Genomic DNA, 15,873 nt, shown 5'->3' on the forward strand with positions numbered 1-15,873 from the left:
GTTACAAACCTGAGAGACTCGCGAAAAGAGTTTCGCTTACACCTTCGGCGCGGATCATTCCGACTTTCCAGATCTGCCTTTTTCCTTTTACGGTCCTTAGAGCCTGAGAGATTATGGGCTTTTTTCCCCTTCGGCGGCAGGTGCGAAAGTTTGCAGTCTGCGCTCTCCCGCAAAAGAATGAAAGAAGCAACAATGTTCTTTCCAACATACATCACCTATAAACCATCTTTTTCACACTGTCATCAGCAAAATGACTGGAATTCCCTAATTTTAGACTTGCATAGGATGTCTTCAAAGGCTTATAATAGCGGTCTTTTGAGTATTATGAAAATCGTAGATGGCCACCCTTCAGAAAATTAAGGAGAAAAATTGCAAAGGCCGTAAATAAAGACACAGCTTGAAAAAGTGCAAAATGTCACGCACTCAAAAGGATTACCAAGCAATACCCTCTCCTTTACGCAACCAAACCCTCATCACGGAGTTTCATATCCTTTAAGAGTAAAGATTTAAAATATTTTATAATAATTTTAATGCACAAAGGGTTAATTTTTCTTCTCTCTAAGTTTTTTATCTCTCAATAGTGTCATAAATTGCAGCTATTTACATACCAAACTTCAACAAATAAAGGTTAAAGAATACTCATGAAAGCGGGCAATATTCATTACAACTGTGAAAATGATCTACCAAAACAAATTGCTCTTTTTCCCTTAGAAGGTGCACTTTTACTGCCAGGTGGTTTTTTATCGCTCAACATTTTTGAACCTGAAACGCTAGAAATGGTTGAAACTGCTATGGTATCCGATCGTTTATTAGGAATCATTCAACCGCTTTCATCAGATGCAGACCGTCTCTCCATACCACTTTACAAAATAGGCTGTATAGGGCGCATTACAAACTACAATGAAATGGGAAACGGGCACCTTTTTATTATACTACAGGGCGTTTGCCGCTTCACCTTAGAACAAGAATTGGTGAACACAAAGCCCTATCGAACCGCTATTATCCGATCAAACATAAAAGACTTAAAAGAGCCAGACATTGCAGAAAATATTAATCGAGAAAACCTCCTCAACATTGTTGAGAAATATCTCGCCATACATGAAATAGAATATAATTGGAACAGTATCACACAAGCACCCACACCTTTATTGGTTAATGCTTTTTCAGCCCTTATCCCCTTTACACCGGCAGAAAAACAAGCTCTACTTGAAGCTCCAGATATTGGAATCCGTGCCCAAACTCTCCTTGCTTTAACTGAACGCTCCCTTATGAAACAAACAGGGGAAAATTACCATTTAAACTAATGAATGCTAAAACATGAAAAAAATAACCACTGACCCTAAAATGCTCGAATTACTGGTCTGTCCAATCACAGGAAGCACACTCTCTTTAAACCGAAAAACACAAGAATTAATTTCATTCAAAGCAAATCTCGCCTATCCCATTCGTGATGGTATTCCCATTATGCTTACCTCAGAAGCACGGCCTTTGCAAAATAGTGAAAAAGCAACATATAGAAAGTAAACAATATTCATTTATTTTTTTATAGCGACCTATTATCAATAACTTCTTGATCAAGATAAACTCTTTTTTGACACAGTGTTTTCAATATTTGCTCGTTCTAGAGAAGTAATTTGTAGCAGGGCAACACCATCATTTTATTTACCAACGCCCAATGTTACGCTGTTATCGTATTAAGGCGATTCATAAGAAAATGTTTACCCCCTAATCTCACATATCCTTTATTCGTGCATCACGCCGTTTTATAAGAAGCAAATAAAAGTTTTTTACTTCTCAATGTGAAGATGCGAGCCTGTTACTTTATACGAAAGAGAAGATAAGACTCTCATAAGATCCCATCAAAATAAAGAAACGCATTGTAATGCGTTGTTCTTCAATTGAAAAAATTGAGTAACAAGAAAACTTGTCTTAAATTATGATTGATGATTTAAGAAAATTGCCCTACGAATAAGCTGTTGGTTTTGGTCGTATACGACCGTGATTAATGAAGTCTGTAAGCCTGAAAACTCACGCGCAAAAAATGAACATGCTATGCAAATATCCCATAATTTCTGGGACTTTTGTTATGCCAAAGTGCTATAGACACTAAAAGCAAAAAACTTTTTGTGTTCAACACTTCCAGAACCCAGAATACAAATGCAACAGTGCTCGCGTCCAGAGGGGGAAGCCTGAAAATGAAAATCAAAAATCCACATTTTAACTGCATTTCTATAGGCAAAAATCTATAGGCTCTATAGGCAAGAAAATTCGCTTTCAAAAAACAATGATGGGAATATCTCAAAACAATTAAGCAGCCACTTAAATATAACTTCCCAATAAATCCAAAAATATAAAAAGGGTTAAATCGTATAGAAGAGAAATGTTTACAGTAAACAACCGATACATTGAACGTTCCACTTTTATTCTTTGATGCTGATACCTCAACAAAGGAAAACACCTTATACCATCATGATAATAAAATATCGAGTAAAATTGAATATTTGCTTTTGGAAGGTTTCAAAGTGCTGAACCCAGAAAAACAGAAAGCAATCTTGCGATTGATTTATGAGTAATGTGAAAACACCACATTATTTATTTTATAATTTTGGTGGGTATCACTTAAATAAATTCCTAAAGAATTTATTTAAGTGATAATGAGAGCTACAAAGCAAAAATAACACTTTAAAAAACACAGCTATCATTTTCAATGAATCTCAGTATAATGAAGTATTTATCGTAAACATATGATAAAAAACTTCACAAACGTAAAGCAATGCGTAACACAATCGTTACAAAATTCAAACTTCTTAAGGGAAACAATTGACAGAAGATAAAGAACTCTCTAGACTGGAACTCTGTCAAGGTAGATATCCACGCGGCTTGGCATGAAATATTCAAACTTTCTCAACTTTCAAAGATTCAGAAGGGTGATAGCATTGGAAATGAGGCGTTTTTTTTGTGTTGTAGATCATAATTGACACGCACAAAAATTAGGCTTCTGAAACCAACAATGTGATTTAATATTCCTTGACAACTCGCCCTCTCATAGGGTTCGCCTAGGGAAAAAGAATGGAGAAGGACAGGAGTATAGAAAAATGAGTTTTAAAGTTGCGGTTGTCGGCGCAACCGGAAATGTTGGTCGTGAGATGCTCACAATTCTAGAAGAACGTGGTTTTCCGACTCACGAAGTAGTGCCTTTAGCATCACGACGCTCATTAGGGCAAGGTGTCTCCTATGGCGATAAAACTTTAAAAGTAAAAGCACTTGATACTTATGATTTTTCTGACACGGATCTTTGCCTTATGTCTGCGGGAGGAAACATTTCCAAGGAATATGCCCCTAGAATCGCTGCTACCGGCTGTGTTGTGATCGACAACTCATCCACTTGGCGTTACGATGCCAATATTCCATTGATTGTCCCAGAAGTAAATGCCAAAGCCATTAGTGAATTTTCCAAACGCAATATTATAGCCAATCCCAATTGTTCAACAATTCAACTTGTTTTAGCTTTAAAACCTCTCCATGATGCTGCAATCATTAAACGCGTCGTTGTATCCACTTATCAATCGGTTTCCGGGGCTGGAAAAAAAGGGATGGATGAACTCTTTGAACAATCACGAGCGGTTTTTGTTGCAGACCCAATTACATCAAAAAAATTCACCAAACGTATTGCCTTTAATGTCATTCCTCATATCGACGTTTTCATGGAAGATGGCTACACAAAAGAAGAATGGAAAATGACGGTTGAAACCAAGAAAATTCTTGATCCTAAGATCAAATTAACAGCTACTGCTGTTCGGGTTCCTGTCTTTATCGGTCATGCTGAAGCTGTTCATGTTGAATTTGAAAAACCTCTAAGCGCCCATGAAGCGCAAGCCCTTCTACGTGATGCGCCCGGTTGCCAACTTATTGATAAACATGAAGATGGCGGCTATATAACGCCTTATGAATGTACTGGAGAAGATGACATCTTTATCAGCCGTATTCGTGAAGATATCACCATTGAAAATGGATTAGCTTTCTGGATTGTCGCTGACAATTTAAGAAAAGGAGCAGCATTGAATGCAGTTCAAATTGCTGAATTACTCATTTCTCGTAATTTTATAAAGCCTAAATCAACAAACTAAACGAAACGGGCACAGCATAAAGCAAAGAAGCACCTTATGCTGCTGTGTTTGTTTCTACCATCCCAATGACCGTTAGATTTTTTTATCTTTATGTAGCAGGATAGGTTACAATACGGTAACGTGTTTCGTTTCGTTCAAAATTTCTAAAATTAACATCATCGGCAAAAAAGGGATTATAAGCAGTTACGTGCTTTACAGATACACCGCGTGCCTTTGGTGATGGATTAAAAATTGTTCGTTCATCTCTTTTTTTTACACCTGTTGAATCAATAATCACATCTGTTCTGTACAATTTTTGTGCGTTATTTCGTGTTTTTTGAGGCACTTTAAGAGTTTTAAAACTGGAAACAACCTGTTTTACTTTTTCTCTTTGTTCTTTTGTCGCAGAATTTGTCTTCATGCCCATATGTGTCAAGGTAATTGTAGGAACATTATTGACATTCAAATAACGTGCCGATGCCCAACCATCACTTCCATTATAATGAAGTAAACACCAAGCTTTATTGGATAGACAACCATTAATTTGCACTTTCGCTCCAATTGGAACTTCTGTAATAACTTTATAGGCCGTTGCTGGACCTGTGCGCAAAATCGCCTGGCTTAATTCCACGCGTGCAACCGTTCCAGCCACCGCATAAGAATTAGTCAATCCAAGCCCTGATCCACCCAAAGCTAATAAAATCATTGTGGTTGATAAAAAACTTCTTTTTAACATTATTTTTTTCCTCTCCAAAGTATGAACGGCAAAATATTCGCCTTTGCAAAATTTGCCACGTTTTAGTAAAGTGGTGTGCAATTCTTTATCTCCTTAAAAATCCACCACATTTTGAGAAAAGCTTCCTTACCTATACCTCTTACCGCCCTGTACACACGACCTATTGTCCTGATTGCGCAATATTTTCTTCATAGATTTACTGCTAAAACATCATCTGATCGCTAAGCCATTCAGCTAATCATCACCTAAAGAAGTTTTGAAATTGCCATTGGTTCCCCAAACAAATAATTGCAATACAAGAATTTATTTCCTGAATTTTGGAGAAATTTTGGAAAAGTTCCGCTAACTAATTATGTTGTTTTCCAAATAATGCTTACAGTATGGGAAAAAATAATTGAATATTCTGTAAAGCTTTTATAGTCTCAAATTTCCCTAAGATGGAAAAAGTATGTTGAATCGTCCCTTCAAAAAATCTCTTGAAGAAGAAAGATAAACGCACATGGTATTAAAAAAATTATCTCAAAATGCCGCTATCGGATTACTCCTTTCTCTCTTTGCTCTCTTCTTCTTTACTGCCTTTTCTATGGCAGCAGACAAATCAAAAATAAAACTCGGTGTTATGGAAGGGCATGAAGCGACTATTTGGAAAATTGCTGTCGAACAAGCCAAAAAAACTGATCTAGATATTGAACTTATTTATTTTTCTGATTACACTCTGCCTAACGATGCTGTTAATGCGGGAGAGATTGATGCGAATGCTTTTCAGCACACACCTTATCTCAATAACCAAATTGAGCAGCGTGGTTACGAACTTTCAATTGTAGGGTATACGTTTATTACCCCAATTGGTGTCTATTCTCAAAAAATCAAAGATATAAAAGAACTGCGCGACAGAGCACATGTTGGCATTCCAAATGATCCATCAAATGGTGGAAGGGCATTACTTCTTCTCAATTCTTTAGGCCTCATTAAGTTAAAAGATCCTCATGATATTCTCGCATCTCCACTTGACATTGTTGAAAACCCTAAAAATTTGCAAATTCATGAATTGGATGCAGGTATATTAGGGCGTGCAGTTAATGATTTTGACATTGCGATTATAAATACAAACTGGGCTTTGATTTCCGTATTAAACTTACAAAAAGACGCGATCGCATGGGAAAAAGCAGAGAATAATCCTTATAATAATATTATTGTTGTACGTACCAGCGATAAAGATAAACCGTGGGTCAAACAATTAGTTTCTGCCTACAATAGCGAACCTGTCCGCGCGAAAATCAGAGAAATTTTTGGTACAACCGCTCAAACATCTTGGTAATTGTGAATGGAAAAACCCGCCCTTATCTCCTTGAAAAATATCAGCCGTTATTTTAACAAAACGGCTAAAATTCCAGCAGTTGATAATTTATCTCTAAATATTCATGCAGGCGAAATCCTTGGTATTATCGGCCGCAGCGGAACAGGAAAATCGACACTTATCCGCTGTTTAAACGGATTAGAGAAAGTTGACGCAGGGTCGATTTTTTTTGAAAAAGTGGATATCTCAAATTTGTCAGAGGCGGAATGGGCACCTTACCGTCAACGCATTGGAATGATTTTTCAACATTTCAATCTTTTATCATCGCAAAATGTTCTTAGCAATATTGCATTACCACTTAAATTAATAGGTATAAACAAAAAACAGCGCCATGAACGTGCTCTTGAACTCATTGAATTGGTAGGATTATGTGGTAAAGAGTACTGTTATCCAACGGAACTTTCAGGAGGACAGAAACAACGTGTTGGTATTGCACGCTCTCTGGCAGCTAATCCTAAAATATTATTATCAGATGAAGCAACCTCCGCTCTTGATCCTGAAACAACGCAATCTATTCTGGAACTGCTTGCTGATATTAATAAGCGTCTCAATCTTACTATTTTGCTCATTACCCACGAAATGGAAGTGGTGCGTGCCATTGCCCATCGCGTTGTTGTCCTCAATCAAGGACGCATTGTGGAAGAAGGACGTGTGAAAGATATTTTTACATCACCGCAAGAAGAGACAACCATTGCCATGCTCAAACTTATCACCCCACAACTCCCTGAAAAATTCGCAAAAAATCTTAAACCAATAGGCCAAGAAGCTATTATTGAAATCAATATTGCAGGTGAAATTGCCCAACAACCTTTTCTTCACCTTCTGGAAGATGAAATTGGCTTAAGGGCACGTATTCTGCATGGTGGTATTGACACAATTCAAGGTGAAACCATCGGACGCTTATTCTTAGGTCTTCCTAGCAAAAACAAAGAAGCTTTAGAAAAAGCTATTCAGTGGTTGACAGAAAAAGGGCGATATTGCGAGGTCTTAGGTTATGTTTAATGTTCTCTCTCAGGAACTTCCCAATGCCGTTTTTGGTACAATATTGATGACGATAAGCGCTTCTTTGATGGCACTTATTATCGGTCTTCCCCTTGGTCTTCTGCTTTATACAACCGCACGTGGAAGAATTTTTTCCTCATGTCTGATCAACCGCCCTTTGAGCATTATTATTGATAGTATTCGTGCTATTCCCTTTATTATTCTTGCATTTTACCTTCTCCCTATTACCCGTATGATTGTAGGAAGAGGCGTAGGAATGCCTTCTGTAATCTTTGTACTCACCATTTCAGCTATTCCTTTTTATGCACGAATGGCAGAGCTCTCTTTTAAGACAGTTGACAACGGATTAATTGAAACTGTCCGTTCTATGGGAGCAAGTCGTCTTCAAATTATCAGGTATGTTCTTATTCCTGAAGCGCTACCTAGCCTAATCACAGGTTTTACAGCCATGATTATTTCTATTATTGGAGCCACGTCACTTGCTGGATATCTCGGCGGAGGTGGTTTAGGCGACATGGCAATCCGCTATGGTTACCAGCGTTACAATACCTCCATCATGACAAGTGTCATCATTCTTTTGGTCATTCTTAATGTTTTTACCCAATGGTCTTTTGATAAAATTGTGCAAAAACTTGATAAAACAAAGCATTAAAATAATTTAAGAGTTTGTAAATTTCTCTCCTACCATAGCAATAATAAGCCATTGAGCAGTAAGAGCTGGTTTTTTTAACTGTTCAATTTCCACCGTGACTCCATAATGAAAAACAACTCGACCAGAAGGACGAATTTCGGCATCATGTAAAACAAAACGAGCACGTACACGTGCACCTGTTTTCACGGGACTCATGAAGCGTATTTTATCGAAACCATAATTAATCCCCATTGTTGCGCCTTCCAGCTCTGGAAGTGCCTCATAAGCCAACGTAGACAAAAGTGATAATGTCAAAAAACCATGAGCGATAGTGCCACCAAAAGGCGTTTTTTTAGCCTTTTCCTCATCTACATGTATCCATTGATAATCATCTGTTGCGCATGCAAATTGATTAATCATATCCTGTGTAACAAGACGCCATTGAGATAACCCTATTTCTTTCCCCAAAAAATTAGCTACATCCTGTACTGCTATTTTTTGCTGCATAACGCTATTCCTGTTTTATTTGATAAAAGTATCCCTACCCCCTTGCTTTTATAAAACCCATTGATTAGAGCATCAAGAATAAAAGTTAACTGTTTTAAAAGCAAGTTCGCCTTATGAATAAGAAAGCACCTCTCTAATAAGGTGATTTTCAAGTGGGAAAAAATCATGGCAAGCAATGTGAATCTAACGGGTTTAGCACGTGATTTGAAGCAGCGTGCAGAAAACCATCCCCCCATCCGTGTTGGACTAATTGGCTGTGGTGAAATGGGAACAGATTTGCTGTCAAGCGTTGCACATATGGACGGCATAATGATCGCAGCTGTCGCTACCCGCACACCTTCACGTGTTTTTGATGCCGCTACACTGGCCTATGGCAAGGATGACCATGCACGCGAAGTTGAAAATGCTAATGCCTTAAGTCAAACTATCGAAAAAGGTTTAATTGCAATCACAAGCGATATTGATCTTGTTTTACGCCATGAACAAATTGATATTATTGTTGATGCTACTGGCTATCCTGAAGCTGGTGCAAAAATTGGTTTCAAAACATTCGAAAACAACAAACATCTTGTCACAATGAATGTTGAAGCAGACGTTACGATTGGTGCTTATCTCAAACACGAAGCAGAAAGACGAGGACTTATTTATACACTTGGCGCAGGTGACGAACCTTCTTCCTGTATGGAACTTATCGAATTTATCTCAGCACTTGGGCATAAAATTGTTGCGGCTGGTAAGGGAAAAAATAACCCTCTTATCTTTGATGCCACACCTGATAATTACGAAGAAGAAGCGTTACAACGTAATATGAATGTGCGCATGTTAGTTGAATTTATTGATGGTTCCAAAACGATGGTTGAAATGGCAGCAATTGCCAATGCAACCGGACTTCTTCCCGATTGCCCAGGAATGCATGGGCCACAAGTAGCGCTTCAAGATTTAAGCAAAGTGCTTATCCCCCAGCGAGATGGTGGTATTTTAAAGCAATATGGCGTTGTGGACTATTCAACAGGTCAAGGAGTCTCCCCAGGTGTTTTTGTCATTGCAGAAATAGCGCACCCACGTTTACGCGAACGTATGGAAGACTTAAAAATTGGTCAAGGACCCTACTTCACCTTTCATCGCCCCTATCATTTAACCGCAATGGAAGTTCCTCTAACCTGTGCACGTGTTATGCTTTATGGCAAAAAAGATATGGTTCCGCTTAATCACCCAGTAGCAGAAGTTTGTGCTGTTGCTAAAAAAGATTTACACCCCGGCGATCAGTTAGATTTTATTGGCCTTTATAGTTATCGCGCTTGGACAATGAGTGCTGCAGAAGCACGCGCTCGCCAAGCTATTCCCTGTGGTCTTCTAGAAAAAGCAACAGTGATAGCTGAAATTAAGAAGAATGAACTCATTACAGTGCATAACACCGCCATCCGTGAAGACCAATGGATTGCACGTCTTCGCACCAAACAAGATCTTTTGCTTAATTTTTCCTCCTCCTGCTAATGCATGAATAAACCCTTACTGCATTTTAATTCAACATACTGATTTATAATGATCATTTTTCATTTTGTGTTAAAACACCGAATATAGGAATATTTTTTGTTTTATCCCCTATTTAAACCATAAAAAAACGTTCAAAAATGCCCTTTCATAAATCACCTTAATACAAGAGCAGATAACAACATTGAAAGCTAGTAAATATAACGATAGTGTTACCTTGTTACTGTAAAATAGCCATAATATAAAAATGAAAACTACCAATTGAAGATTTTTGAACTTTCACCAATGCCTACCAAAGAAACATTCCATAGTGTCTTCAGCAATTCTTCCTACCCAATGCAGCATAGACCACTCTAAATATTCAAAAATAATGAAATAAACAGCAAAAAATCATCAATAAATCTAATGGATATTCTATTGGATTAAAAACAGTAATGATATTATAGACACTATAGTACCAGGTGTATTCGCCGTAATTAAAGAAGAAATCAACGAGATAATATTTACACTGCCCCAAAATGCTTTAAATAAAGACACTTTTTCAATTTTTCCAAAAGCCAATCGATCTTGTCTCCCAACATCACGGATAACAGCTTTGTCTACCGTCTCCATAATTGAATTTTTTCCTAGTACAGCAAAATCCTTCCCCTCTTGAAATCGAGCTTGCAAAATACTTGTACTACCCTCTGCAATGTGTACAGAAAAAAGAATAAATACTGTAAAAATACATGATAACACATGATTTTTAAATATTGTAAACATGGCTTTCTTTGCTCCTCTTTTTCTTTACTTGAAAAGTAAAAGAATATTTTCGTATACAAAACAAAATTCTGTATTTAATCATTTTGCCACATAAATAACAATACGATACATTCGTATAACACATTATGAATTACATGTAAAGACACAAAAAAAACACAATTAAAATTTACAAAATAAAAAGTGATACATCAAAAACAGAAATTACAAACGGTGGAGAAATACGCCAGAAAAATGCATTTCTGAATCACCCACTTTAAAAAATCTATCCAAAAATCAGATCGCTGTAAAAACAATATTTTTGAAACAATTTAGTATAGCTACAAACCTACATTATTAAAAATTTTACCAAACAAAAGTAACCTTTATCACTGATTTATACCACATTATCATTGCCAAAAATTTTAAGAAGACGCGTTTTAGCATAAGAAAAAATGGCACGCTCACTAAGAAATTTTAGATGTAAACTGCTAATCAAAAAAATGAAGATATTTTTCTTTTTTCATTAATATCAAAAAATGCGTTTCTTTCATAAGATAATAAATTGATTTATAATTATAATTTATCATTTATGGTATTAAACAAAAGCCACAAAAACTAAAATACAAAAGCTTTTACTTTTTACCTCTCAAAGAGAATGACCCTTATCGCAGGAAAGATCGAGACCTATAGCCCTTAGCCTGCATTTTTTCATAAATCCTGCGCATCACCTTCATATCATCACGACAAACATCAATAAGAGACATTTTCAATGTCTGTTAAACGTGATTTATCTAAATTTCCTAATCTCGTATAATGCGATGCCATTGGTCTGACGTGCTTCTTCATGAAGTAAACCGCCTTTTCTATTTTTGGATAAACTATAAACCTCATTTACAGTCTGATATTTTTCAGGATCTCCAACAAGTACCGCATGATTTTTAATAACATCTATTTCAGCTGGTGCTGTTTTAAGACTATTGGCCATCGTATGACTATTGGAATACTTAAACAACTCATTTTCTATAATAACTACACTATGTATTAATAAGTAACGAAAAATCTCTACTCTTTCCAAGATCACGAATATGATTGCATAAATAATCTTGTACACTGCACAATTTTTTACTCATAAATGTTTTTTCAAAACTTTTTATATAGTTATTTTCACGAAACAAAATCCGTTCTAGCTTTTCAAATTTTTTAGAAATGATGGCCCCTATCACCACATCTTTATCTAGCCAATCTGATCCATATGCTTCATCGGCATTCTTAGTATTAAACCCCATATTGCGAATGAACTTGGCGCCATTCTGAGACTTAAGAAACAAAAGTGTATGAGCAGAAAGCTCGGCCATTGCCAACCATTTCCATGCTGTCTGCCCATCGTTAGCTTTATCAGCCGCCTCTGATTCAGCAAGATAAATACTATTTTGAGAGAGACCGCCTGCCCGCAATTCTTCACGTTCCGCATCAGTCATGTAACTCTTGGGTAATTTCTTTTTCATCGAAAACTCCTCTCGATATCTTGTATTCAAAAATTAACATTGCAATTGAATTTAAACAATCCTCAAAATCTATGATTTCCTTATAAAGATCTGGCGTTTCAGCCGAAAATAAGTAGCATGAGAAATTCCTGTTTTCTCCTTAACTACTTTAGATGAAAACCCTTGCTTAATCAGTGACAATGCCACCTCTTTCTTTGGATGAGGCTTTCTACCAAATTTTATACCCGCTGCCATTGCAGCAGTTCGTCCATCATTGGTTCGCTCTAAAATACGTGCGCGTTCGGCTTCAGCCACAGCGGCCAATATCTGAATAACCATTTTTCCCATCGTTCCTTCGGTACTTAAACCACTTTCCAAAAAACGAATGGCTATCCCCTTTTTATAACAGCTATCAATGATACTAATCATATCAGCGGTATTGCGCCACAACCGATCCATTTTTGTACACAAAATAGCGTCATCTTTTTCTGCACGACTAAGCAGCCGATTTAACCCGTCCCGCTTATCTGTAGTTCCTGTCATTATATCGGTAAAAATACGATCTTCACGCACCCCAGCATTTTTAAGTTCGTTTATTTGAAGCGTGAGTTTCTGTTGATTAGTTGATACTCTTGCATAACCTAACAGCGCCATTTTTGTTTTATAAGTTGTTTTAGATATACTCTTAGCATTATAAGATAAAAAACGATTTATGAGACATATTTTTTCGTTATTTTTGAAAGCATCAAATATTATGACTTTTGATCCAGAAGCCTTTCGTTATTTTACCTCAGTGTTATCTGCGGAACAGAATATCGAGCAAGCCGATAAGTTGAAAAACAAAATTACCAAAAAAGGTTGAGAATTCTGAGTGATAAAACTGAAAGAGAACGGAAAATTCACCGGTTTGATCAGATTTAATGCGGTTGATGATGATAGTGGTGTCCCACATGCATCTATGGTTAAAGTTGGCTGACGCCTTTTAGTTACGCACTGAGTAAATTGATATGCAGCAAAAAAGATGAAACGTGTGATCCAGTTTACCTTTGAAGAACTTGATGCAAAAAAATCTATTCCTTTACCGCTTTTGTTAATAAACCATCTCAGTGGATCATAATTAATTTGATATGCAAAATACAGGTGTCGATTTTGATCATCTGAAATTGACGCCTGAAGATGAGCTTGCACACCATTATCTTTACCATATAAAACATAAGCACCAGATTCATCGCTCTGCGTCTGAACAATCAGCAGGAAAATTATCTGAGTCATTTCCATTTAGCCAATATAGACAAACACTGCTGTAATGCTCATTTTAGCTGCTTTGTTTAATTTAAAACATAATATGCGTATATCGGATAGCGTCGGTAATATTATGGTATTTTCTATATCGATTTTATATAACATCATTTTCAATGATTAATGTAATATTTAGCTCTATAGATATGTATTTTATAACATTAAGATTACGGGTAGATATTTAAAAGTAGAAGAAACTCTTTAACATGGAGAGCATAAAAATTTAAGGGCTAACTTAGGACTAGGATGATTTACTTTTTACTAGTTATTGAAAAATAAAAATTAAATTTTGGGATCACTTATTATTAAAATGCTATCCGCATTTTTCAAAAACAGATGAAAATACTCTAAATAAATGCCATTAAACTTGCGTAAACGTCATTTAGTTTAGTAGTTTAGTTTAAAAAATCATCAATCTTAGCGATGCAATAATGTATGAATTTACTTTAACTACGACGGGTATCTGTATAAAAATATTATTTTGCTTAACATGCCTTTTGATGATAGATACTAAAATTATTGTTTGAATATTGGCAATTTGAATACTTTTTATCATTACTTTACCTTAGATAAGTTTAGTTATCTAAAACAGCTTTTTTATATTTGTTTTGTATATAAATGTATTTAATATTCTTGTTAAATTAAAGTACCAAGTTTTTAAATGCATACTTAAATATTTTTTATAATTTTATGTGATATATTTAAATGAGTATTTTCTATGTCTTATAAACCTACATTATTATTTATTATACTTATTATATGTTTATCAGTAGGAGGTTTGATTTCTACTGATATCTTTTTACCAGCACTTGGAGATATGTGCCAATATTATCAAGTAACGGAATCTCAAATTCAAAATGCAGTGGCAATCTTTTTACTCGCATTAGCTGTTGGACAACTTATTTATGGACCAATCAGTGATAATTTTGGGCGTAAAAAAACACTTCTGTTTGGTTTATCTTTATGGCTATTTAGTACATTGAGCATAATTTATGCTGTCAATATTCAAGCTTTTTTAGCATTACGTTTTTTGCAAGGTCTTGGAGCATGTTCAGGTATTGTTTTAAGTCGTGCCATTATTAACGACTTGATGGATAAAACCGCGGCAGGAAAACTTTATTTGATTATTTTTCCTTTTGTCGGAACATCACCAGCACTTGCGCCATTAATTGGGGGATTCTTGTTACAATTTTTTAATTGGCAAGCTACTTTTGTCTTTTTAAGTCTTTTTATAATTTTATCCATTTTGCTCTGTTATTTTGTATTAACAGAAACTCTCCCTCTTACAAAACGTCAATCTTTTACTCCTGTGGGGATTATTCAAAACAGTTTAGAAGTTCTTAAAAATAAACAATTTATCTTTTATGCACTGATCCCATGTTTTGCATATGCATGCTATTTTGCTTATATCGTAGAGTCACCTTTTTTCCTCACAGCTTTAGGTTTATCAACTTTATATATTGGTTATAGTTATATTGGTGTTTCTTTAACCTATGTCTTGGGTAATTTGGCAGCACGAAGATTTCTTAAGCGAGAACCTATGGAACACACCATTAAACGTGGATATGTTATTTTTGTCATAGGAGGGATATTTTTTGCCTTACAAATATACATAAGTCCGTGGCCACTTATAACAAGTTTAATAGCTATTTCTATTCTTACTTTTGGCAATGGCTTTTTACTACCATTAGGAACAGCATTGGCTATTTCATCACATCCACAAGCTGCTGGTGCAGCATCTGGTGTTATGGGAGCTTTACAATTAGGGAGCGCTGCATTTAGTGCAGCCGTTATTGGAAAAATATCTGGACATAATCCTTTGAACGTTTCTATCTTATTAGCTATGCTCTGTATATTAGGTTTTATAATTTATATTAGGAAAGCAAATTATTTTATGATCTTAAAAAACTAAGCTAAACAACTGAATTGGGAGGATATGTTACGCTTAAAAACCTTGACATTACTTCGCGTGACGGTGGCCATAAGAATCAATTTTCTTTTCAGTGACTCCAGCTATTTATTCACACAAAAAATTGCTCACACACTGTTAAAAACCCTATTGGTCAAGCGAACATCTCTAACATTTTGATATATTTATACATATTCTTCAACAAAACGAGTCTTATAATCTTGACGAGAATTTAAAATCGATCATGATAATCTTTTTCACATCAACATGCATCTGTCGTGCTTTTTACCTCCATAAAAGCGATAGGAAAATTCGTATCTCCACCTAGATTACATTCCGGATGATAAAGAAAGAATTTATTTTAATTTCTGTACTGTATAGTGTTGTATCTCTAGATACTCACTTTTTAAGAACAAAAACACTTAATGGAAAATTTTGCAAAATACGTCTTACCCTTTAATACCAAGAAGCTAACATTGTATCAAAAATTAATATAATTTTTTTGAAGGATGTTTTTACCATTTTGATAAAATTTTTATTTCCGTATAATCTGATTTGATGTAAGAGTATTCCTATTTGCGTTTCTCTCACATATAGATTAGATTGGGGA

14 protein-coding genes, 1 pseudogene and 1 riboswitch are annotated in these 15,873 nt (G+C 35.7%); of the genes and pseudogenes, 8 read left to right on the forward strand and 7 right to left on the reverse strand.

All coding sequences use genetic code 11. The features are described from left to right. Positions 1–80 precede the first annotated feature (80 nt). Positions 81–180: riboswitch (glycine riboswitch) on the reverse strand. Positions 181–641: 461 nt separating this feature from the next. From V4B17_RS05110 to V4B17_RS05120, 3 genes are all read left to right on the forward strand, one after another. After that, positions 642–1,304 (forward strand): LON peptidase substrate-binding domain-containing protein, encoded by a 663-nt coding sequence (locus V4B17_RS05110; RefSeq protein WP_455479106.1) that lies wholly within the window; start codon positions 642–644, stop codon positions 1,302–1,304. 13 nt (positions 1,305–1,317) lie between these two features. Next, positions 1,318–1,524 (forward strand): Trm112 family protein, encoded by a 207-nt coding sequence (locus tag V4B17_RS05115; protein ID WP_455479107.1) that lies wholly within the window; start codon positions 1,318–1,320, stop codon positions 1,522–1,524. A gap of 1,571 nt (positions 1,525–3,095) precedes the next feature. Beyond that, positions 3,096–4,127: an aspartate-semialdehyde dehydrogenase gene (locus V4B17_RS05120; RefSeq protein WP_455479108.1), complete on the forward strand. Its 1,032-nt coding sequence runs from the start codon at positions 3,096–3,098 to the stop codon at positions 4,125–4,127. 88 nt (positions 4,128–4,215) lie between these two features. Here V4B17_RS05120 and V4B17_RS05125 read toward each other — a convergent pair whose 3' ends face one another. Beyond that, on the reverse strand, positions 4,216–4,842 hold the full coding sequence (locus tag V4B17_RS05125) for an SH3 domain-containing protein (protein WP_455479109.1): 627 nt from the start codon (positions 4,840–4,842) through the stop codon (positions 4,216–4,218). A 499-nt stretch (positions 4,843–5,341) separates the two neighbouring features. Here V4B17_RS05125 and V4B17_RS05130 point away from each other — a divergent pair, with 499 nt between their 5' ends. Genes V4B17_RS05130 through V4B17_RS05140 form a run of 3 tightly spaced genes read left to right on the forward strand, consistent with a single transcriptional unit; the run spans position 5,342 to position 7,853 of the window. Further along, entirely contained in the window at positions 5,342–6,160 is an 819-nt protein-coding gene (locus tag V4B17_RS05130; RefSeq protein WP_455479110.1) for a MetQ/NlpA family ABC transporter substrate-binding protein, read from the forward strand. A gap of 6 nt (positions 6,161–6,166) precedes the next feature. After that, on the forward strand, positions 6,167–7,201 hold the full coding sequence (locus V4B17_RS05135; protein ID WP_455479111.1) for a methionine ABC transporter ATP-binding protein: 1,035 nt from the start codon (positions 6,167–6,169) through the stop codon (positions 7,199–7,201). Then, the gene (locus tag V4B17_RS05140; RefSeq protein WP_455479112.1) at positions 7,194–7,853 is read left to right on the forward strand and encodes a methionine ABC transporter permease; all 660 of its coding nucleotides are present in this window, start codon (positions 7,194–7,196) and stop codon (positions 7,851–7,853) included. Before V4B17_RS05135 ends, V4B17_RS05140 begins: the two co-directional genes overlap by 8 nt. Before the next feature lie 6 nt (positions 7,854–7,859). On the opposite strand, the gene V4B17_RS05145 is transcribed toward V4B17_RS05140, so the two are convergent. Then, positions 7,860–8,339 carry a MaoC family dehydratase gene (locus tag V4B17_RS05145; RefSeq protein WP_455479113.1) on the reverse strand — a complete coding sequence of 160 codons (480 nt, stop codon included), beginning with the start codon at positions 8,337–8,339 and terminating at the stop codon, positions 7,860–7,862. Between the two features lie 165 nt (positions 8,340–8,504). Between V4B17_RS05145 and V4B17_RS05150 the strand changes: the two genes are divergently transcribed. Further along, complete coding sequence (locus tag V4B17_RS05150; protein WP_455479114.1) at positions 8,505–9,833, forward strand: NAD(P)H-dependent oxidoreductase; 1,329 nt, start codon at positions 8,505–8,507, stop codon at positions 9,831–9,833. A 411-nt stretch (positions 9,834–10,244) separates the two neighbouring features. Here V4B17_RS05150 and V4B17_RS05155 read toward each other — a convergent pair whose 3' ends face one another. The 5 genes and pseudogenes from V4B17_RS05155 to V4B17_RS05175 all read right to left on the reverse strand — a co-directional run bounded on the left by V4B17_RS05155 (position 10,245) and on the right by V4B17_RS05175 (position 13,327). Continuing rightward, positions 10,245–10,592: a hypothetical protein gene (locus V4B17_RS05155; protein ID WP_455479115.1), complete on the reverse strand. Its 348-nt coding sequence runs from the start codon at positions 10,590–10,592 to the stop codon at positions 10,245–10,247. 766 nt (positions 10,593–11,358) lie between these two features. After that, positions 11,359–11,556 carry a hypothetical protein gene (locus V4B17_RS05160; protein WP_455479116.1) on the reverse strand — a complete coding sequence of 66 codons (198 nt, stop codon included), beginning with the start codon at positions 11,554–11,556 and terminating at the stop codon, positions 11,359–11,361. Positions 11,557–11,771: 215 nt separating this feature from the next. Next, positions 11,772–12,076, reverse strand: a pseudogene (locus V4B17_RS05165) (hypothetical protein). Between the two features lie 69 nt (positions 12,077–12,145). Then, positions 12,146–12,709: a recombinase family protein gene (locus tag V4B17_RS05170; RefSeq protein ID WP_455479117.1), complete on the reverse strand. Its 564-nt coding sequence runs from the start codon at positions 12,707–12,709 to the stop codon at positions 12,146–12,148. Between the two features lie 126 nt (positions 12,710–12,835). Beyond that, positions 12,836–13,327 (reverse strand): hypothetical protein, encoded by a 492-nt coding sequence (locus tag V4B17_RS05175; protein WP_455479118.1) that lies wholly within the window; start codon positions 13,325–13,327, stop codon positions 12,836–12,838. A 745-nt stretch (positions 13,328–14,072) separates the two neighbouring features. On the opposite strand from V4B17_RS05175, the gene V4B17_RS05180 reads away from it, so the two are divergent. Then, the gene (locus tag V4B17_RS05180) at positions 14,073–15,266 is read left to right on the forward strand and encodes a multidrug effflux MFS transporter (RefSeq protein WP_455479119.1); all 1,194 of its coding nucleotides are present in this window, start codon (positions 14,073–14,075) and stop codon (positions 15,264–15,266) included. The last annotated feature ends 607 nt before the right edge of the window (positions 15,267–15,873 follow it).

Source organism: Bartonella sp. B23, from assembly GCF_053793815.1.